Genomic DNA, 18,933 nt, shown 5'->3' with positions numbered 1-18,933 from the left:
CCCATCGCCGGCAAGCGCGGCTCCCACCAATACAGCGCACGCCTGCAAGCTCCCACATGGCTTCCACAAGCTTGACTGCATAAGGATCGATTCATGCACCCCCTTGAATGTGACGTACTTGTCATCGGCTCCGGTGCCTCTGGCCTGGCGACCGCCGTTACCGCCGCGCATCACGGCCTGCAGGTGATCGTCGCGGAAAAGGCCAGCCAGCTCGGCGGCACCAGTGCCTGGTCGGGGGGCTGGCTGTGGATTCCGCGCAACCCGCTGGCCGTCGCCGAAGGCATCATCGAAGCCGACGATGCACCAGAACGCTACCTGCGCGCCCAGACCCAGGTCGCCGAACTGGACCCTCGCCAGCGCGCCTTCCTGCGCCATGGCCCGGAGATGGTGGCGTTCTTCCAGCAACACACTGCCGTGCAGTTCCAGTCCGGCAGCAAGATGCCCGACATGCGTGAAGGCGACGGCAGTGCACGTGGCGGGCGCTCGCTGTGCGCACTGCCGTTCGACGGTCGGTTGCTTGGCCCATGGCTGCACACGCTGCGCCCGCCACTGGACATCGTCAGCCTGACGGGCATGGGCATCGCCGGTGGCGCCGACATGGCCGCCTTCTTCAATGCCCGCCGCTCGCCGAAGGCCGCCCTGCACGTTGGCAAGCGCCTGCTGCGCCATGGCCGCGACCTGCTGCTGCATCGGCGCAGTCTGCACCTGGTCAACGGCAACGCCCTGGTCGCGCGCCTGTTGCGCAGCGCCCTGGACCTTGGCGTGACCGTGCTCACCGACAAGCCGGCCACTCGCTTGCTCGGTAATGGGCGCATCGACGGCGCCGAGTTCGCCGATGGCCAGGTGATCCGCGCACGCCGTGGCGTGGTGCTGGCGTGTGGTGGCTTTGCCCACGATCTCCAGCGCATTGCCCAACTGATGCCCCATGCTCCCGATGGCACTCAGCATCACTCGGCCGCGCCGCCGCAGAACAGCGGTGACGGCCTGCGCCTGGGCGAACAGGTCGGCGCCCGGCTTGGCCCCGCGTTCGCCCATGCCGGCGCCTGGGCACCGGTCTCGCAAGTGCCGCGCCGTGACGGCAGCGTTGGCCACTTTCCGCACCTGATCGACCGCGCCAAGCCCGGTTTCATCGCCGTGCGCCGTGATGGCCGACGTTTCGTCAACGAAGCCGACTGCTACCACGACTTCATGAATGCGCTGTTCGCCGCCACGCCACAGGGCGTACCCCACGAGGCCTGGCTGATCTGCGACCACGCCGCACAACGGCGCTACGGCATCGGCTGGGCCAAGCCGTTCCCGTTCCCGACCAGCTTCTATCAGCGCCGCGGCTATCTGTTCAGTGGCCGGTCCCTGGCCGAGCTGGCGCAGCGCTGCGGGATCGATGCCGCGCAACTGCAACACACCGTGGCCGAATTCAATCGCCATGCCGCGCTCGGTGAAGACCCGGCCTTCCAACGCGGCGCCTCGGCCTACAACAAGGCCCAGGGAGAACCGCTGCAGGGGCCGAACCCCTCGTTGCGGCCCTTGCTGCACGGTCCTTTCCATGCAGTGAAGCTGCTGCCTGGCAGCCTCGGCACCTTCGCCGGCCTGAGCACGGATGCCTCGGCACGCGTGCTCGATCACGCGCAACAGCCGATACCCGGCCTGTTCGCGGTCGGCAACGACATGCACAGCGTGATGGCCGGGCATTATCCTAGCGGTGGTATCACCCTGGGGCCGGGCATGACCTTCGGCTATCTGGCGGGCAAGGCGCTGGTCAGCGTGTGAGCGGGGTTCGCTATTGTTCGGTTATCGAACAATAGCCCCCTCCAGCGAATTGACGGTCGCCGATTCACTGCTCACCATGCACCGGCCTTGCGTGTACCCCCTGCCTGGGGCCAGGTCACGTTCGAGAAAAAGCCGTTCATTACAATTTCAAGAAACGACCAGGATATGAACCACTCCAAGCTCACTACCGCCAGCCCACAGCTGCCATCCGCCGGTATCGGCGACAAGATCCGTGGCGCCTTTGCCGTCGGCAAGACCCGTTGGGGCATGCTCGCCCTGGTGTTCTTCGCCACCACCCTGAACTACATCGACCGCGCCGCGCTCGGCATCATGCAGCCGGAGCTGGCCAAGGCCATGAGCTGGACGGCGATGGACTACGCCAACATCAACTTCTGGTTCCAGGTCGGCTATGCGGTCGGCTTCGTGCTGCAGGGCCGGCTGATCGACAAGGTCGGCGTCAAGCGCGCCTTCTTCGCCGCCGTGCTGCTGTGGAGCCTGGCCACTGGCGCCCACGGCCTGGCCACCTCGGCGGCCGGTTTCATGGTCTGCCGCTTCATCCTCGGCCTGACCGAAGCGGCCAACTACCCGGCCTGCGTGAAGACCGTACGCCTGTGGTTCCCAGCAGGTGAGCGCGCCATCGCCACCGGCCTGTTCAACGCCGGCACCAACGTCGGCGCCATGGTCACCCCGGCCCTGCTGCCGCTGATCCTCACTGTCTGGGGCTGGCAGGCCGCGTTCATCGCCATGGGCTGCCTGGGCCTGGTCTGGCTGGTGTTCTGGGGCCTGAAGTACTTCAACCCGGAAGAGCACCCAAGCGTGCGCCAGAGCGAGCTCGACTACATCCAGCAGGACGTCGAGCCGGAGGTGGCGCGCCTGCCCTTCAGCCGCATCCTCGGCATGCGTGGCACCTGGGCCTTCGCCGTGGCCTACGCGATCACCGCGCCGGTGTTCTGGTTCTACCTGTACTGGCTGCCACCGTTCCTCAACCAGCAGTACAACTTAGGGATCAGCGTGACCCAGATGGGCATCCCGCTGATGCTGATCTGGCTGACCGCCGACTTCGGCAGCATCGGCGGCGGCATCCTGTCCTCGTGGCTGATCGGCCGCGGCGTGCGCGCCACCACCGCGCGCCTGGTGTCGATGCTGATTTTTGCCTGCACCATGGTCAGCGTAACCTTCGCCGCCCATGCCAGCGGCCTATGGATCGCGGTGCTGGCCATCGCCCTGGCAGTCGGCGCGCACCAGGCCTGGACCGCGAACATCTGGAGCCTGGTGATGGACTACACGCCCAAGCACCTGATCAGCACGGTCTTCGGCTTCGCCAGCATGTGTGCGGCGATTGGCGGGATGTTCATGACGCAGATCGTCGGCAGCGTGCTGATGGCGACGAACAACAACTATGCCGTGCTGTTCACCATGATCCCGGCCATGTACTTCCTGGCGTTGGTCTGGATGTACTTCATGGCGCCGCGCAAGATCGAAGCCCAGTAAGCGCGAACTCCAGTTACCTCGATGAGGCCCTGACGGGCCCTTTTTTATTCGTGCCTGGATTTCACTGGTAAACCACCGACCCCGAGACCTGTGCAGTACTTGTGGGAACAACTGCCCTGCTCAATTTCTTAAAGCTGGCGCGATTCCTGGGAAAGCGGTCTGTCGCGAACGGCAGCTTTCGACCCAAAGCTGCCCTTCACGCGCAGGCTCGCTTTCTGCCAAAGACAGACATCCGCACCTGTAAAAAATGACCTCTGCAGATTCCAGGGATTCAAGAGCTGGAATGAGTAAGCTGCTATCGATCGCAGCCATAAATCCAAGTACAGTTTCGGCTACTACTCGACGTTTGCCGTTGGCGGAGTGCCTCTGGAGGTTTGGCTACCTCAGCACAATCGGGAAGCTGAGTTACGCCTCGTATCACTGGCACCCAGCGAAATAGACATGCCTCTTGAGGAAATGAGTGATGAAAGTCATCCGCAGCAGAATGTTCAAAGGTGATCGCCCTTGGGCGGCATTGAATATCGCCAATATGAACGGCATCACGACCCGTCTGCACTGGACCGACCAACCCTATGTTTGGCATGTGAACGATGGGCAAGAAGTATTCGCAGTGCTTGACGGACAAGTGCGAATGCTCTTCAAGGAAAATGGTGTTGAGCATGCAGAGATTCTGGAAACCGGCGACGTATTTTACGCATCAGTGGGCACAGAGCATGTAGCTCACCCGATAGGAGAGGCGCGAGTTTTGGTGATCGAAAGCGAAGGTAGCGTATGACCTCAGCGGCTTCATAGCTGATGAAGGGCCTTCTCAGCACAAAAAACGCCCCGAACAAGTCGGGGCGTGTCGTCTAGAACTGTCAGTGTGCTTTCACACAATCTGATTAGCTCCGTTCTAGATGGGCTGAATTCTCCATAACGTCGTTCGACCGAAGGTAAACCTTGAAGCGACGTGCATAGTCGAGCGCCGCATCACATCAGCGGTCAGAAATCGTCCGGTGGACTCTTCTCGAACTACCACTCTGTGTGCTTTCTAGCTTGGTGGAAACTCAAGTTCGACGACAGCGACAAGGCATTCATGAGCCAAGCGCTAGCCCATGGTAGGCGTGCCCTGCCGGCGCGCCTGCCGAACCCTCCGGTGGGCTGCGCAATGCTCGATCCCGACCCGCGAAATGCACCGGCTGTGCCGGTGTTCGCGGGTGAACCCGCTCCCACAAGGTAGCTGTCAGGCGCAACGGAACATTCGAGCACCGCCAGCGGATAAGCATGCAAACTGTCCTTGCGTTGCGCTGGATGAAACGCGACCCCGCCTCTAGTTCGCGGGCAAGAGGATCACAAAGTTCTTTTTCATGTCTTCCAGCACGGTCCATTTGCCCTTGGCGCCCGGTTCGATGATGAACGTGTCGCCAGCGGCCAGTGTGACCGGGGCGCAACCCTCAAGCTCGATGACGCAGCATCCACTCAGGACATGGCAGAACTCCCAGACTTTGTAGTCGATGCGCCACGCCCCGGTGCTGGCTTCCCATTCTCCGGAAATCCGACCTTGCTGTTCATCGTGATAGTACTTGGACGTCAGCGTATGAGGGTCGCCTTCCACGACCTCTTCAAAGAAGGGAAGGTCGCGCACCGGTTGGATATCCAGTTCGCGGAACACAGTCAGTTGCTTGTTCATGGTCTTTTCTCGAGCACGTTGTGGCTAGGGCGATACATCAAATAGGCTTCACCGGTTACGCCCAGCATCGGATGCGGAACGATCTGGCAGGTTTTAACAATCTGAAAACCATGGCGTTCGTAGAACCGGCGCGCACCGTGGTTCTCGGCATAATCGATCAGGCATAGCCCATCCAGGCCAGCGTCCTCGGCACGCTGCTGGGCGTGGCGAAGAAACTGGACGCCCAGCCCTTGGCTGCGCCAGGCCTCATCCAGAGCCAGGCTGGATATGTACAAGGTGTCGGGTATTTCCATGTCGGAATAAGGCGCGAGGACCGGGTCTGTCTCGATGGGCCTGTCAAGGGTCTCGCGCAAGGCATAGCTATGCATCATGCCGATGACGCGCCCTTCGAAAGTGGCCATCAGGCAGTTCTTGTAGGAAAAGTCGCCCTGCTCCCTGGCATAGCGAGACGCACCGACACTCAGCAATGTTTCGCCAGGTGCGGCTAGCTTGCTCCAGATGTAATCGGCCATGCCCTCCGATGTCAGTTGAAAGAAGCGCGCAATATCGTGCGCGTCTGACGCTTGAGCGGGTCTGAAGACGATAGGCATGTACAGTACTTCCATGGGATCAGATGGTTGGTTTGCGAGGATTACTCCTTTGACAGGGTGGCAGGGTAGCCGGGTTGAATGGTTGCCATCATGCTCTGGGCGACACCGTCAGCACGGGGTGCGACGTTGCCTTATGCTCGAGATAGTCCTGTGAGGGCCGGCTTACCGGCTCTCACAGGCGTAGCCCGTGCCATGAGATCAGACGCTGGCCAGTACGGCCTTGGCCTTCTCCAGTGCCATGCGTGCACGCTGCTCACCGCTGATGCCCTGTTCCATCAGCTGCCGGGTGGGAATCTCCAGGCTCAACGGCACAGTGGCCGGCAACCCTCGCAATAACCCCACCAGGTCGGCATCGCCCTCCCCCGGGAAGCGCCGTTCGTTGCGCGCCTGGCGCAGGATCTCGTCCATGTCAGCGGGCACCGGGCCTGCGACGTCGCACAGCTGGGCGTAGCGCATGCACTGCGCCGGCAATTGCGCCAGATCGTCCAGCGAGGAGCGCGAGCGGTTGAAGTGGAAGGCATCGACCAGCACGCAACCATTGGCCCGGTCGGCGTTGGCCACCACACGCATGGCCTGGCGCAGGTCGCGCACGTCGGTCCAGGGCATGAACTCCAGGTGCGGGTGGATGCCATAGCCAGCGGCCAGGTCGCACAGCTCGGCAAAGTGCACAGTCAGGCGCGCTTCATCCGAGTCGTTGCCGGCCACCAGCAGCTCGGTGCCGCCCAGCTCGGCGCCGACTGCCAGGATCGGTTCGAAATCGGCCACGCGAGTGTCGGCCTTGAGCCGGAGGATCTCCAGGTCGAGCACCCGGATGCCGGTATCGCGCAGGCGGGCCTGGGTCTGCCGACGCAAGTCAGCGTCAGCCACCAGCGGGAAGTGCTGCTCCTGCTCGGTGGCTGGCACCAGGCGCAGGCCCACATGGCTGTAACCGGCGCGGGCGGCGGCTTCCACCATGTCTGGCGGGGACAGTTCGAGCACCGTCAAGGCGGCGAGGGAAAAGATTCGGTCGGTCATGTCATTTACCTAAGAATGAGAAATCAGGCGATCAGTTCTGGCGCACAGGCCCGACCCGTTTCGGCGGCCTGGCGGATCGCTTCGATCAGGGCCAGGGTGCGGCCACCGTCGGCGGCATCGATCAGCGGCGCCTCAGTGCCCTGGACCACGCGAATGAAGTGCTGCAACTGCAAGGTCAGCGCCTCGCCTGCGGGGATGGCTTCCTCGCTCTGCAGCAACGGCGTGTGCCAGCCGGAACCGGCCTCGGCGTAATGCCAGCGCTTGAGCTGCGGAATGCTCAGCGCCCCCTGGGTGCCGGCCAGCAGGTAGCAGGGCTGACCGTCCTGGCGTGGGTAGATCGGGCTTTCACCGGAATCAAGCTCCCAGCTCCACGGTGCGGCGACCGCGTCGGACCCGGTCAGGCTGCCCAGCGCGCCGTTGGCGAACTGCAGCAGCACCGCCGCGCTGTCTTCGTTGGCGAAGCCGCGCACGTCGTTGCGGGTGAAGGCCTGCACCTGCACCACCTCGCCACACAGGTGGCGCAGCAGGTCGAGGTCGTGGATCAGGTTGGTGAGCAGAAAGCCCGCCCCCGGCTCGCGGCGCCAGGGCGTCTCGAAGTAGCTGTCGGGCTTTTGCAGCTGCCAAAGCGCGGTGACGTTGATCAGCCGGCCCAGCTTGCCCTGGCTGATGACCTGATGGGCCTTGGCGATCAGCGGGTTGTGCCGCCGATGATGGCCGACCAGCACTGGCACGCCACGGCGGCGCGAAGCCTCGACCAGCGCACGCACTTCATCGAGGTGCACGCCCACCGGCTTTTCCACCAGCACCGGCACACCGGCCTCGACGCAATCCAGTGCAGTGGCCACGTGCAGGTTGTTGGGATTGGCGACGATCACCGCATCGGGCCGGGCCTGTTCGAGCATCTGCCGGTGATCGGCGAAGCAGGCAACCCCGCATTCGGCAGCAAACGCCTCGGCCTGTGGGCCAGGGTCTGCCACGGCGCACAGCTGGGCTTGCGGCAGCCGGCGCAGGTGCTGGTAATGCTGGCGGCCCATGATGCCGGCGCCGATCAGGGCGATTCGTAGGGGTGAGTTCAACGCACTGTCCTCTTGTCGTTATTGTGGTGCCGATTGTGAAATCCAGTTCCAGAATCGACACTGAACAATGTAGAACCAAGTTCAGCTTTTCAGAACGCCCCACCCCACAGACTGTGCGATTACCGACCAGAAACGCCCATCAGGCAAACAATTCGCTGGCCCGGCTGGCCGCCGACAGCTCTTCTGCCGCCGCCAGCAGCAGCGGCGCCAGCTCGGCCAGGCGGGTGTGCGCCAGGCGGGCGCTGGGCCCGGCAACGCTGAGCACGCCGATCACCTCGTCGCTTTGCGGGCGCCGCACCACGGCGGCCAGGGCTGACGTGCCGATGGCCGACGTCTGCTCGACCCAGGCATAGCCGCGCTCGCGGGCGCGGTGCAGGTAGGCCAGTAGCTCATCGGTCGAACGCGGCGCATTGGGGCCGAACTGGGCCGGGTCGGCAATGCCCTGGCGCAACACCATCTGCAGCGCTTCGTCGTCGCTCAGGCTGGCCAGCCAGGCATGCCCGGAGGCGGTGTAGAACAGCGGCGCGTCACGCCCCATGTCGGGGTCGTAGCGCAACCCGGAACGGGCGCCCTGGGACTTGGCGATCCAGGTCTGGCGGTGGCCTTCGATCACGCCCAGGCGCACCAGTTCGCCACTGTCCTGGGCCAGGCGGTCGAGGATCGGCTGAATGATGTCGGCACCGCTGCTGGACAGGTAGCGAAAGCCCATCGCCACCAGTTTGGCCGACAGCTGGTAACGGCTGTTGTCGCGGTTCTGCCGCACGTAGCCCAGGCGTACCAGTTCGGTGAGCATGCGGTGGGCGGCGCTCTTGGGAATGTCCAGGCGCTCGGCCAGGGTTTGCAGCGGCAAGCCGTGCGGCTCGCCGGTGAGGCTTTCAACAAGACTGAAGGCGCGTTCGATCTGACTACCAGCCATGACACGTATCCCTGAAAATTTGCCGAATTCTAGAAGATGATTCCATGCCGTCGATAGCCACCGCAGCCTGCACGCGTTGAAGTGTCCGGTTATCGACCAGAAATTGGCCCTCGGCCTTGCAGTGCCATCCGCTAGAAATGATTATTGTGGAATCAAGTTCCAATAATAATGCAGGAGATACCGCAATGCCCGCCGAACCCCTCCCAAGCGACTGCGACGTACTGGTCATCGGCTCCGGCGCGGCCGGCCTGGCAGCGGCGGTCACGGCCGCCTGGCACGGGCAGCAGGTCATCCTGGTAGAGAAAGACCCGGTGCTCGGCGGCGCCACCGCCTGGTCCGGTGGCTGGGCCTGGGTGCCACGCAATCCGCTGGCCCGGCGCGCCGGCATCGTCGAGGACATCGACCAGCCGCGCACCTACTTGCGCAACGAACTGGGCAGCCATTACAACGCCGAGCGTGTCGATGCCTTCCTCGAAGCCTGCCCGCACATGGTTGCCTTTTTCGAGCAACACACGGCCCTGCAGTTCGCCGACGGCAACGCCATCCCTGACATGCACGGCGACACACCCGGCGCCGCCCTCGGCGGCCACCAGGTGATTGCCGCCCCATACGATGCCCGTCAACTGGGCGCGCTGCTGCCGCGCCTGCGCAAGACGATGCGCGAAACCTCGTTCATGGGCATGCCGATCATGGCCGGCGCCGACCTGGCCGCCTTCCTCAACATGACCCGCTCGCCACGCGCCTTGCTGCATGTGTGCAAACGCTTTACCCGTCACCTCTACCACCTGGCCCGCCATGGCAGGGCGATGCACCTGGTCAACGGGGTGGCGCTGGTGGCACGGCTGGCGAAGTCGGCGGATGACCTGGGCGTGCGGATGTTCGAGTCGACCGCAGCCAAAGGCCTGCTGATGGAAGACGGCAAGGTGCTGGGGGCTATGGTGGCAACCGCGCAAGGCGAACGGGCGATCCGCGCCCGGGCGGTAGTGCTGGCCGCAGGCGGCTTCCCCAATGACCCAGAACGGCGTCGGCAACTGTTCCCGCGTGATAACAGCGGTCACGACAACCTCGCCCTGCCCCCGCCGTCCTGCTCCGGCGACGGCCTGCGCCTGGGCGAATCGGCCGGTGGCGTGGTGGCCACTGACCTGAAGTCGCCGGTGGCCTGGGCGCCGGTGTCCAAGGTGCCGCACCGCGACGGCAGCGTCGGCCACTTCCCGCACATCATCGAGCGCGGCAAGCCGGGCATCATCGGCGTGCTCGCCAGCGGCAAGCGCTTCGTCAACGAGGCGCACGGCTATTACGACTATGTGTCCGCCATGGTCGCCGCCGTACCGGAGGGCGAGGAAGTCTGTTCCTGGCTGATCTGCGACCACCGCTTCCTGCGCCGCTTCGGCCTCGGCCATGCGCGCCCGGCGCCCCTGCCGGTGGGGCCGCACCTGCGCAGCGGCTACCTGAAACGCGGGGCCACCCTGGAACAACTGGCCCAGGTGTGCGGCATCGACCCCGCCGGGCTGAGCGCCACGGTCGCTGAATTCAACCAGCCTGCACGCCAAGGCCAGGACCCGGCCTTCGGCCGTGGCTCGACACCGTTCAACCGCAAACAGGGCGACCCGCTGCACAAGGGGCCGAACCCCTGCGTGGCGCCCATCGAGCAGGGGCCGTTCTATGCGGTGAAGGTGCAACCCGGCTGCTTCGGCACCTTCGCCGGCCTGCGCACCGACGGCCACGCCCGGGTGCTGAACGACGCCGGCCAGCCGATCAGCGGCCTGTACGCGGCCGGCACCGACATGGCCAGCGTGTTTGGCGGCTGGTACCCGTCCGGCGGCATCAACCTCGGGCCGGCGCTGACCTTCGGCTATGTCGCCGGGCGGCATATCTGCGGCGTAACGGAGTACGAATAGCGCCAGTGAGTGGCGAACCATGGACATTGGCAGGGTTTGCCACTCACACTGAGCCAGCCGACTGCCCACCGACCTTACCCGAGGAGGACGACTGCCCTTGAACAAGAACACCGAGCCCTCACGCGGCTGGCTGGCCAGCAAACTCCTCGCCGACGGCCAGGAGCCGGACCCACGCTTCACCCTGGCCAACGAGCGCACCTTCCTGGCCTGGATCAGGACCGCGCTAGCGCTGCTGGCCAGCGGCATCGCCGTGGACATGTTCACCGCCGAGATCTTCAGCGCCGGCACCCGCCGCCTGCTGGCGCTGGCGTTGATCAGCCTGGCGCTGCTGCTGAGCCTGCCAGCCTTCGTCCGTTGGCTCAATGTGGAACGGGCCATGCGCCAGAAGCGCCCGCTGCCGTTCCCGCTGATCGCCCCGGCGCTGTCGATTGGCGTGTCGCTGGTGATGGTGTTCTTTGCCTATGCGGTGTTCTTCCATGCCTGACCCGCAACTGGCCCACGCCGATGACGGCCTGCAGCCGGAGCGCACCTTGCTGGCATGGCGACGGACCATTCTGGCGCTGGTCGTGTGCTGTTGCATGTACTTGCGCTGGGTGCCCCACCACCATTGGTTTGCGGCGCTGCCCGCAGTGCTCTGCCTGCTACTGGCCGGCGCCACCTGGCTGCGCCTGAGGCGGCGTTATCACCACCTGGTGCGCGGCCTGCACGACGAGGGCGTGGTGTCCGGTGTCACCGAACACCTGCTGCTTGCCCTTGGCGTCACCGTGTTATGTGTAATCGAACTGGCGGCCATCGCGCTGTATGCGGCCTGAACCCAGCCAGCGGCGGCTCACGCACACCAGCAGGATGAACAGCGTCACCCCGGCGGTCATCAGCACTTCGTAACGGTAGGCATCGCTGAACAGCATGTAGCCCAGCACCAGGGCGATGGCGCCGATCACCAGCCAGGTCAGCCAGGGGAACAACCACATCTTCAGCTCCAGGCGTTGACCCTCGCGCTCGGCGCGAGCACGCAAGCGCAGCTGCGAAATGGCAATCACCAGGTACACGATCAAGGCAATCGCGCCCGTGGTAGACAGCAGGAAGTCGAAGACCTTGCCCGGGAACACATAGTTGACCAGGCAACCGGCAAACCCCGCCAACGTCGACATCAGCACCGCCACCACCGGCACACCATTACCGCTGACCTTGCCGGTAATGGCCAGCGCTTCACCCCGTGCACCCAGCGAATGCAGCATGCGCGATGCCGTATACAGGCCCGAGTTCATGCAGCTGGTGACCGCCACCAGCACCACGCCATCGACCACCAGCTTGGCGCCCGGCACGTCAAGCACCTCCAATACCCGCTGGAACGAGCCGACCGCCAGCAACTGCGGGTCGTTCCATGGCACCAGCGCTACCACGAGGAAAATGGACGCCAGGTAGAAGATGGCGATGCGGTACACCACCAGGTTGGTGGCGCGGCGGATCTTCGCCTGGGGGTTGGCGGTTTCGTCGGCGGCGATGGTGACGATCTCGGCGCCAAAGAACGAGAAGATGGTGATCAGCACGCCGCCCAGCACTGCGCCCCAGCCATTGGGCACGAAGCCGCCGTTGGCCCACAGCTGGGCCACCCCGGAGACCTCGGCCCGTGGCCAGGCGCCGAACACCGCCATGCCACCGATGACGATAAAGGCCAGGATGGCGATCACCTTGACCAGGGCGAACCAGAACTCGAATTCACCGAAGTGCTTCACACTGACCAGGTTGCTCGCCGCCAGCACGGCCATGATCACGAAAGCGAATGCCCAGGACGGCACCGCCGGGATCCAGGCATGCAGGATTTCTGCCCCGGCAATGGCTTCGACCGGAATGATCAGCACCCAGAACCACCAGTACAGCCAGCCGATGGTAAAACCCGCCCACGGCCCGATGGCTTCGGCGGCGTAGGTGGAGAACGAACCGCTGTTGGGGTTGGCCACGGCCATTTCGCCGAGCATGCGCATGACCAGCAGCACCAGCAGCCCGGTCATTGCGTAGGAGATGAGGATCGCCGGGCCGGCCGAGGCGATGGCCTTGGACGAGCCGATGAACAGCCCGGCACCGATGATGCCAGCGATGGAGATCATGGAGACCTGGCGTGAGGTCAGGCCGTGTTGCAGTGCAGCTTGCTTGTTCGGTTGCAGCGACATCGTTTGAGCCTTCGAGAGACTTGGGTCAGACTCACCGGCCTCTTCGCGGGCACGCCCGCTCCCACAAGTACCCCGTTGAACTGAGGCCTGTGGTTATCCTGTGGGAGCGGGCGTGCCCGCGAAGAGGCCGGTGCAGCATGTGCAAGTCTTCTTGTCTTTTATCAGAGCCCCCGGCCAGACACCGGGGCATGGGTCAATCGCCGAGGTAGGCCTTCTTCACCTGGTCATCGTGCAGCAAGGTTTTCGCACAGCCTTCCAGGCTGATCCGCCCGCCATCGATCACATAGGCGCGGTCGCAGGTCTGCAAGGCCAGCCGCGCGTTCTGCTCCACCAACAGCAGCGTCACCCCGCCCCTGACCACCTCGACGATGGTCTCGAAGATCTTCTGCACGATGATCGGGGCCAGCCCCATCGACGGCTCGTCGAGCAGCAGCAGCTTGGGCCGCCCCATCAGCGCCCGGGAAATCGCCAGCATCTGTTGCTCGCCGCCAGACATCGTCCCGGCCAACTGGAAGGCGCGCTCCTTGAGACGCGGGAAAATGCCGTACATGCGCTCGATATCGGCGCCGATCGCGTCCTTGCCATCGCACCGGGAAAACGCGCCCATCTCAAGGTTCTCGTGCACCGTCAGCTTGGGGAAAATGCCCCGCCCTTCCGGCACCAGGGCCAGGCCTTCGCGAATCAGGTCATGGCCCTTGATCGCCGCGTGCGCCTTGCCATCGAAGGTGATCTGCCCGGCGCTGGGCTTGAGCAGCCCGGCCAGGGTCTTGAGGGTGGTGGTCTTGCCCGCGCCGTTGGCACCGATCAGCGCCACCATTTCACCCTCGCCGACGTTCAGGTCGATACCCTTGATCGCCTGGATGGCGCCGTAGGACACCTTGAGTTGATTCACTTGCAGAAGGGTCTTCATGCCACTGCCTCCGCGCCGAGGTAAGCCTCGATCACCCGTGGGTCCTTGCGCACATCGGCCGGCAGGCCGTCGGCGATCTTGCGGCCGAATTCCAGCACGGTGATGTGATCGCACAAACCCATCACCAGCTTCACATCGTGCTCGATCAGCAGCACCGTCTTGCCGTCCGCCTGCATCTTGCACATGAGCTGGCGCAGGCCTTCGGTTTCCGCCGCGTTCATGCCTGCGGCCGGCTCGTCGAGCGCGATCAGCTTGGGTTCGGTGGCCAGCGCGCGGGCAATTTCCAGGCGACGCTGGTCACCGTACGACAGGTTCTTGGCCAGCTCACCAGCGAGGTGGGCAACCCCGACATAATTCAGCCAGTACCGCGCCGCCTGGCGGATTTCGCGCTCCTCGCGCACGCAGGCCGGGGTCCGCAGGATGGCGCCGAACACGCCGCTGCGGGTACGCACATGGCGGCCGATCATCACGTTCTCCAGCGCGGTCATGTTGTGGAACAGGCGGATGTTCTGGAAGGTGCGGGAAATACCGGCCTCCACCACCTTGTGCGGCTTGCTGATGCGCAGCGGCTGGCCATCGAACATCACCCGCCCCTGCTCGGCCCGGTACAAGCCGGTGAGCACGTTGAACAAGGTGGTCTTGCCGGCGCCGTTGGGGCCCAGCAGGCCGCGGATCTCACCACGGCGAATGCTCAGGTCGATGTTGTGCAGGGCCTGCAGGCCGCCGAAGAACTTGCTGACCTGATGCAGCTCAAGAAGGATTTCGCTCATGCCTTGTCCGCCTGTTTGATCGGGAGTTCGATGGAGGCCTCGCTGGCCGGCGCATGCACGGCGGTGCTAAGTGCCGCGGCCATGGGCTCGGCCTCCGGGTCGGCATCGTGCAGCTCGGCGCGGCGGCGGTCGGACGGCCACAGGCCCTCGGGGCGAAAACGCATCACCAGGATCAGCGCCAGGCCGAACACCAGCATGCGCAGGGTCGAGGCATCCAGCACGTTGCGCAGGATGTCGCGGCTGACGAAGGTGACGTTGTCCATCACCCATGGCTGCACCCAGTTGACCAGGTCGCGGAACAGCTCGGGCATCACCGACAGGATCAGCGCCCCCAGCACCACGCCACGGATCGAGCCCATGCCGCCGAGTACCACCATGGCCAGGACCATGATCGACTCCATCAGGGTGAACGACTCGGGGCTGACGAAGCCCTGGTAGCTGGAAAACAGCACGCCCGAGACACCGCCAAAGGTCGCCCCCATGGCAAAGGCCAGCAGTTTCAGGTTGCGCTTGTTCAGGCCCATGGCTTCGGCGGCCACTTCGTCTTCGCGCAGGGCCATCCAGGCGCGGCCGATGCGCGACACTTCAAGGCGCTTGGACAAAACGATGCAGAGGACCACGATGGCCAGAAAGAACAGGTAGTAGTTGATTACCGGCGACACCTGCAGGCCGAACAGGCTCCAGCCCTGCTGCAGCGACAGTAGCGGCGCAAAACCCTCACCCACCGCATGCATCCAGGGCCCGCCATCCACATGCAGCGGGGCGATGTTGCTGATGCCCTGGGGGCCGTTGGTGAGGTTCACCGGCTGGTCGAGGTTGTTCATGAAGATGCGGATGATCTCGCCGAAGCCGAGGGTGACGATGGCCAGGTAGTCGCCACGCAGCTTGAGCACCGGCGCACCGATCAGCACCCCGCAGATCGCTGCGGCCACCGCGGCCAGCGGGATGATCAGCCACAATGGCCAGTCCATCACGCCGCCGGCCAAGCCGGCCAGGTTCAGGTGCGGTGAGGCCAGCAAGGCGTACAGGTAGGCGCCGATGGCGTAGAAGCCGATATAGCCCATGTCGAGCAGGCCGGCATAACCGATGACGATGTTCAGGCCCAGCGCCAACAGCACGTAGAGCATGGCGAAACCGAGGATGCGGACCCAGGTCGGGCCGAGCATCGGGATGGCATCGACCAGGAACGGCAAGGCGATGAAGCCGAGCAGCAACAGCAGGTACTGGCTCTTGAGGTTTTTCATGGCAACGTCCTCACGCCCGGTCGGCCTGGCGTTCGCCAAGCAGGCCGTTAGGCCGGAACAGGAGCACCAGGATCAGCACGGCAAAGGCGAAGATGTCCTGGTAGTTGGCACCGAGAAAGCCCCCGGTGAGCTGCCCGGTGTAGCCGGCCGCCAACGACTCGATCAGCCCCAGCAGCAAGCCACCGGCCATGGCCCCGAACAGGTTGCCGATGCCGCCGAGCACCGCTGCCGAGAAGGCCTTGAGGCCCAGTAGCAGGCCCATGTAGGCGTCGGCCTGGCCGTAGTTGATGGCGCGCATCACCCCGGCGACTGCACCCAGGCTGGCGCCGATGAGGAAGGTCACGGAGATCACCCGGTTGATGTTGATGCCCATCAGCCCGGCCACTTCCTGGTTCTGCGCGGTGGCGCGCATGGCCTTGCCCAGGCGGGTCTTGTCGACCAGCAGCCAGAGGCCGAACATGATCACCACGGCGATCAGCATGATCGACACCTGCACATTGGTCAGGGTCGCGCCGAACACCTCGACCGGCTGCACCTCGACCACTTCGGGGAAGGTCTTGTAGCCGCGCCCCCAGATCATCATCGCCAGGTTCTGCAGGGCGATGGAGATGCCGATGGCAAGGATCAGCGGGGTCAGCCGCGGTGCCTTGCGCAGCGGCCGGTAGGCGTACTTCTCCATGCCCTGGGCCAGCAGCATGCAGACCACCGCAGCCGCCATGATCGCCAGCAGCAAGGTGAGAATGCCCGGCGCGAAGCCGGCACCGGCCAGCATGGTGAGTACCGAAATGGTGACCATGGCGCCGACCATCACCACCTCGCCGTGGGCGAAGTTGATCAGGCCGATGATGCCGTAGACCATGGTGTAGCCCAGGGCTACCAGGGCGTAGATGCTGCCCAGCACCAGGCCGTTGAGGACCTGTTGCAACAAGATATCGAAGTTACCGTCCACGAGCTGAATCCTCGAAACTGCGTTGTCGTCGGCGCACGGCGGCTCAGCGCCATGCGCCGACAGGCCTGGCAGGTGGGAAAAGTCTTGTTGTTATGTCGCAGGCTGCGCCTGCTTGTTATGGGGGGTGACGCTCAGTCGCGCTCGACCGACAGGGTCTTCCAGCCGCCGTCGGCAAACTGGAACACGGTGGCGGCTGGGTTTTTCAGGTTGCCCTTGTCGTCAAAGGCAATGGTGCCGGTGACGCCCTCATAGCTCTGGCTCTTGAGCACCGGCAGGTAGACCTTGGGGTCATCCGAGCCGGCCTTGACCATGGCATTGATCGCGGCCCAGGTCGCGTCGTAGGCGGCGGGCGAAGACTGCACCACACCCACGCCGAACTTGTCCTTGAGCTTCTGCTCGAAGGCTGCGCCCTTGGGCATGTCGAGCAGCGGCGTGCCGTAGTTCCAGGCGTAGGTGCCCTCGGCAGCGCTGCCGGCCATCTGCCGGAACGAGTCGTTGGGCAGGTTGCCGATATTCATGAAGCGCGCCTTCAGGCCCAGGTTCTTCATCTGCTTGGCCATGGGCGCAGCCTGGTAGTCGAGGGCGGCGAAGAACACCGCATCGGCCTTCTGCGCCTTGGCCGTGGTGAGGATGGCGTTGAAGTCGGTGGACTTGTCGTTGGTGTACTCGCGCACCACCACGTTGCCGCCCGCCGCCTTGACCGCCCGGGTCACCTCATCGGCCAGGCCCTGGCCATAGGCGGTGCGGTCATCGAAGATGGCGATGCGCTGGGCCTTGAGCTGGTTGACCAGGTAGTTGCCGGCGTAGCGGCCCAGGGTGGCATCGTCGTTGACGGTGCGGAACACCGAGGGGATGCCCTGCTGGGTCAAGGTGGGGTTGGTGGCCGAGGGCGAGATCTGCGGAATGCCGGCCGCGGCGTAGATCTTCGAGGCGGGGATGCTGGTGCCGGAGTTGTAGTGGCCGATCACCACGGCCACTTTCGAGTCCACCAGGCGTTGCGCGACGGCGGTGCCGGTGCGCGGGTCGGCGACGTCGTCTTCGGAGACCAGCTTGAATTGCGCGACCTTGTCGCCAATCTTCAGCTGCTGCTGGTTGGCCTCCTCCACGGCAATCTGGATGCCATGCTCGACGTCCTGTCCCTGGTGCGCCGAAGGCCCGGTCAAGGGGCCGGCGAAGCCGATCCTGACCACTTCACTGTCTGCTGCGTTTGCCGTCCCCATGGCCATCAGCAAGGTTACTGCGGTGGCGAGGGCTGTACGCCCGCCGTTATTCTTATTCATGCTCAGCTCCCAGTCGTAGTTGGACGAACCTCGAAACACTGTGCTTACCGCCTGCGAATTGGCAGGAACGCCATCGCACTTGTAAGATAACAGTCAGCAGGCAACTGTCAATGGGTGTATGCTACGGGAGTCGGTAAAAAAATGTTCCGCCGACCTGCGAGGTCGTCGACAGAAAAGGGGTCTCCCTGCCACCCGGTAAGATGTTTGATAACATATGCCGACAACATCACCGCTGGTTGGCTACGGATCCCGCCGCATGGGCTTTCGGGCTGCGCGCAACCTGCCGGAGAACAACCGTGATGAGCCAACCAGTTTCAGGAGCAACACTTCTATGAATGCGTCGTTAGGCACGCGCCGCGCCAATCTGGCGGAAACCGTGATCCAGGAGCTGTCCGGCCGGATCGACAACGGCACCTACGGCCCGGGCGACAAGCTGCCGTCCGAGCAGGAGCTGTGCAAGGAGTTCAACGTCAGCCGGCCGGTGATCCGCGAGGCGGTGGCGTCGCTGCGCCTGGGCGGGCGCCTGATCGCCCGCCAGGGCGTCGGCGTATTCGTGGTCGAGCAGGACGTCAAGCGCATCGGCTTCGCCATCGACAGCGTGGTCGACGACGTGCGTGCCGCAGCGCAGATCCTTGAACTGCGCCTGGGGATCGAGACCGAGTCGGTGGCCCGCGCCGCCGAGCGCCGCAGCCCGGCCAGCATGGCGGCGATCACCGAGGCGTTCGACCGCTTCAACTCGCTCGACGGTGCCAGCCAGGAAGAAGAAGCCCGCGCCGACTTCGAGTTCCACCTGGCGATCGCCCGCGCCACCAACAACCCGCACTTCACCCAACTGCTTGAAGCGCTGGGGCCGGACATCATCCTCGACCTGAACCTCAAGCATGGCCAGGTCACCGGCAAGAACCGCCAGGCCCATATCAAGAAGATCGGCCGCGAGCATGGGGCGATCCTGTCGGCGATCAGCATGGGCGATGTGGGCAGTGCGCGCACGGCGCTGCGCAAGCACCTCGAAGAGAGCCTGTCGCGCTATCAGCGACTGCTCGACAGCAAGGCCTGAGTGATAGCCTGCAGCGGCCTCTTCGCGGCTAAAGCCGCTCCCACAGGAACTGCACCACTTTCAAGCCTGGTGAAATTCCTGTGGGAGCGGCTTTAGCCGCGAAGAGGCCGCTGCAGGCTATCACTCAGGCC

18 protein-coding genes are annotated in these 18,933 nt (G+C 64.4%); 7 read left to right on the top strand and 11 right to left on the bottom strand.

Annotated elements, in window-relative coordinates; translation table 11 throughout:
• Positions 1-93 precede the first annotated feature (93 nt).
• The 3 genes from J7573_RS13090 to J7573_RS13080 all read left to right on the top strand — a co-directional run bounded on the left by J7573_RS13090 (position 94) and on the right by J7573_RS13080 (position 4,033).
• Positions 94-1,767, top strand: coding sequence for an FAD-dependent oxidoreductase (locus tag J7573_RS13090; RefSeq protein ID WP_294335416.1), 1,674 nt, complete (start codon positions 94-96; stop codon positions 1,765-1,767).
• A gap of 165 nt (positions 1,768-1,932) precedes the next feature.
• Positions 1,933-3,258, top strand: a complete 1,326-nt coding sequence (locus tag J7573_RS13085; protein ID WP_294335415.1) for an MFS transporter — start codon at positions 1,933-1,935, stop codon at positions 3,256-3,258.
• A gap of 463 nt (positions 3,259-3,721) precedes the next feature.
• On the top strand, positions 3,722-4,033 hold the full coding sequence (locus J7573_RS13080) for a cupin (protein WP_294335414.1): 312 nt from the start codon (positions 3,722-3,724) through the stop codon (positions 4,031-4,033).
• A 534-nt stretch (positions 4,034-4,567) separates the two neighbouring features.
• On the opposite strand, the gene J7573_RS13075 is transcribed toward J7573_RS13080, so the two are convergent.
• The 5 genes from J7573_RS13075 to J7573_RS13055 all read right to left on the bottom strand — a co-directional run bounded on the left by J7573_RS13075 (position 4,568) and on the right by J7573_RS13055 (position 8,523).
• Positions 4,568-4,927 (bottom strand): cupin domain-containing protein, encoded by a 360-nt coding sequence (locus J7573_RS13075; RefSeq protein ID WP_294335413.1) that lies wholly within the window; start codon positions 4,925-4,927, stop codon positions 4,568-4,570.
• On the bottom strand, positions 4,924-5,517 hold the full coding sequence (locus tag J7573_RS13070) for a GNAT family N-acetyltransferase (RefSeq protein ID WP_294335412.1): 594 nt from the start codon (positions 5,515-5,517) through the stop codon (positions 4,924-4,926). Before J7573_RS13070 ends, J7573_RS13075 begins: the two co-directional genes overlap by 4 nt.
• A gap of 198 nt (positions 5,518-5,715) precedes the next feature.
• Complete coding sequence (locus tag J7573_RS13065; RefSeq protein WP_294335411.1) at positions 5,716-6,531, bottom strand: sugar phosphate isomerase/epimerase; 816 nt, start codon at positions 6,529-6,531, stop codon at positions 5,716-5,718.
• A 23-nt stretch (positions 6,532-6,554) separates the two neighbouring features.
• A complete protein-coding gene (locus tag J7573_RS13060) occupies positions 6,555-7,607 on the bottom strand; it encodes a Gfo/Idh/MocA family oxidoreductase (protein ID WP_294335409.1) in 1,053 nt (350 codons plus the stop codon).
• 139 nt (positions 7,608-7,746) lie between these two features.
• Positions 7,747-8,523 (bottom strand): IclR family transcriptional regulator, encoded by a 777-nt coding sequence (locus tag J7573_RS13055; RefSeq protein ID WP_294335408.1) that lies wholly within the window; start codon positions 8,521-8,523, stop codon positions 7,747-7,749.
• A 185-nt stretch (positions 8,524-8,708) separates the two neighbouring features.
• On the opposite strand from J7573_RS13055, the gene J7573_RS13050 reads away from it, so the two are divergent.
• From J7573_RS13050 to J7573_RS13040, 3 genes are all read left to right on the top strand, one after another.
• Positions 8,709-10,421 carry an FAD-dependent oxidoreductase gene (locus J7573_RS13050; RefSeq protein ID WP_294335407.1) on the top strand — a complete coding sequence of 571 codons (1,713 nt, stop codon included), beginning with the start codon at positions 8,709-8,711 and terminating at the stop codon, positions 10,419-10,421.
• 97 nt (positions 10,422-10,518) lie between these two features.
• The gene (locus J7573_RS13045) at positions 10,519-10,905 is read left to right on the top strand and encodes a DUF202 domain-containing protein (RefSeq protein WP_294335405.1); all 387 of its coding nucleotides are present in this window, start codon (positions 10,519-10,521) and stop codon (positions 10,903-10,905) included.
• Complete coding sequence (locus J7573_RS13040) at positions 10,898-11,233, top strand: DUF202 domain-containing protein (protein WP_294335403.1); 336 nt, start codon at positions 10,898-10,900, stop codon at positions 11,231-11,233. The genes J7573_RS13045 and J7573_RS13040 overlap by 8 nt, the downstream gene beginning before the upstream one ends.
• On the opposite strand, the gene J7573_RS13035 is transcribed toward J7573_RS13040, so the two are convergent.
• From J7573_RS13035 to J7573_RS13010, 6 genes are all read right to left on the bottom strand, one after another.
• Complete coding sequence (locus tag J7573_RS13035) at positions 11,189-12,592, bottom strand: amino acid permease (protein ID WP_294335401.1); 1,404 nt, start codon at positions 12,590-12,592, stop codon at positions 11,189-11,191. The two genes, J7573_RS13040 and J7573_RS13035, sit on opposite strands and share 45 nt — an antisense overlap.
• Before the next feature lie 193 nt (positions 12,593-12,785).
• A complete protein-coding gene (locus tag J7573_RS13030; RefSeq protein ID WP_294335399.1) occupies positions 12,786-13,502 on the bottom strand; it encodes an ABC transporter ATP-binding protein in 717 nt (238 codons plus the stop codon).
• A complete protein-coding gene (locus tag J7573_RS13025; protein ID WP_294335398.1) occupies positions 13,499-14,272 on the bottom strand; it encodes an ABC transporter ATP-binding protein in 774 nt (257 codons plus the stop codon). The genes J7573_RS13030 and J7573_RS13025 overlap by 4 nt, the downstream gene beginning before the upstream one ends.
• Entirely contained in the window at positions 14,269-15,516 is a 1,248-nt protein-coding gene (locus tag J7573_RS13020) for an ABC transporter ATP-binding protein (protein ID WP_294335396.1), read from the bottom strand. Before J7573_RS13020 ends, J7573_RS13025 begins: the two co-directional genes overlap by 4 nt.
• 10 nt (positions 15,517-15,526) lie before the next feature.
• Positions 15,527-16,465: a branched-chain amino acid ABC transporter permease gene (locus tag J7573_RS13015; protein ID WP_294335394.1), complete on the bottom strand. Its 939-nt coding sequence runs from the start codon at positions 16,463-16,465 to the stop codon at positions 15,527-15,529.
• 131 nt (positions 16,466-16,596) lie between these two features.
• Positions 16,597-17,745 (bottom strand): branched-chain amino acid ABC transporter substrate-binding protein, encoded by a 1,149-nt coding sequence (locus tag J7573_RS13010; RefSeq protein WP_294335392.1) that lies wholly within the window; start codon positions 17,743-17,745, stop codon positions 16,597-16,599.
• A 331-nt stretch (positions 17,746-18,076) separates the two neighbouring features.
• Here J7573_RS13010 and J7573_RS13005 point away from each other — a divergent pair, with 331 nt between their 5' ends.
• On the top strand, positions 18,077-18,802 hold the full coding sequence (locus tag J7573_RS13005) for a FadR/GntR family transcriptional regulator (protein WP_294335390.1): 726 nt from the start codon (positions 18,077-18,079) through the stop codon (positions 18,800-18,802).
• Positions 18,803-18,933 lie beyond the last annotated feature (131 nt).

The organism is Pseudomonas sp. (genome assembly GCF_017744435.1).
Taxonomy (GTDB): Bacteria; Pseudomonadota; Gammaproteobacteria; order Pseudomonadales; family Pseudomonadaceae; genus Aquipseudomonas.
Note: the sequence above shows the minus strand (reverse complement) of the source record. Positions and strands in the feature narration are given on the sequence as shown.

What these genes read in the sequence shown, in the direction of transcription:
- J7573_RS13065 (WP_294335411.1), bottom strand. Translation starts at nt 6,531, where the DNA reads ATGACCGACCGAATCTTTTCCCTCGCCGCCTTGACGGTGCTCGAACTG.
- J7573_RS13035 (WP_294335401.1), bottom strand. Translation starts at nt 12,592, where the DNA reads ATGTCGCTGCAACCGAACAAGCAAGCTGCACTGCAACACGGCCTGACC.
- J7573_RS13085 (WP_294335415.1), top strand. Translation starts at nt 1,933, where the DNA reads ATGAACCACTCCAAGCTCACTACCGCCAGCCCACAGCTGCCATCCGCC.
- J7573_RS13070 (WP_294335412.1), bottom strand. Translation starts at nt 5,517, where the DNA reads ATGCCTATCGTCTTCAGACCCGCTCAAGCGTCAGACGCGCACGATATT.
- J7573_RS13005 (WP_294335390.1), top strand. Translation starts at nt 18,077, where the DNA reads ATGAATGCGTCGTTAGGCACGCGCCGCGCCAATCTGGCGGAAACCGTG.
- J7573_RS13055 (WP_294335408.1), bottom strand. Translation starts at nt 8,523, where the DNA reads ATGGCTGGTAGTCAGATCGAACGCGCCTTCAGTCTTGTTGAAAGCCTC.
- J7573_RS13025 (WP_294335398.1), bottom strand. Translation starts at nt 14,272, where the DNA reads ATGAGCGAAATCCTTCTTGAGCTGCATCAGGTCAGCAAGTTCTTCGGC.
- J7573_RS13030 (WP_294335399.1), bottom strand. Translation starts at nt 13,502, where the DNA reads ATGAAGACCCTTCTGCAAGTGAATCAACTCAAGGTGTCCTACGGCGCC.
- J7573_RS13020 (WP_294335396.1), bottom strand. Translation starts at nt 15,516, where the DNA reads ATGAAAAACCTCAAGAGCCAGTACCTGCTGTTGCTGCTCGGCTTCATC.
- J7573_RS13040 (WP_294335403.1), top strand. Translation starts at nt 10,898, where the DNA reads ATGCCTGACCCGCAACTGGCCCACGCCGATGACGGCCTGCAGCCGGAG.
- J7573_RS13050 (WP_294335407.1), top strand. Translation starts at nt 8,709, where the DNA reads ATGCCCGCCGAACCCCTCCCAAGCGACTGCGACGTACTGGTCATCGGC.
- J7573_RS13010 (WP_294335392.1), bottom strand. Translation starts at nt 17,745, where the DNA reads ATGAATAAGAATAACGGCGGGCGTACAGCCCTCGCCACCGCAGTAACC.
- J7573_RS13075 (WP_294335413.1), bottom strand. Translation starts at nt 4,927, where the DNA reads ATGAACAAGCAACTGACTGTGTTCCGCGAACTGGATATCCAACCGGTG.
- J7573_RS13090 (WP_294335416.1), top strand. Translation starts at nt 94, where the DNA reads ATGCACCCCCTTGAATGTGACGTACTTGTCATCGGCTCCGGTGCCTCT.
- J7573_RS13080 (WP_294335414.1), top strand. Translation starts at nt 3,722, where the DNA reads ATGAAAGTCATCCGCAGCAGAATGTTCAAAGGTGATCGCCCTTGGGCG.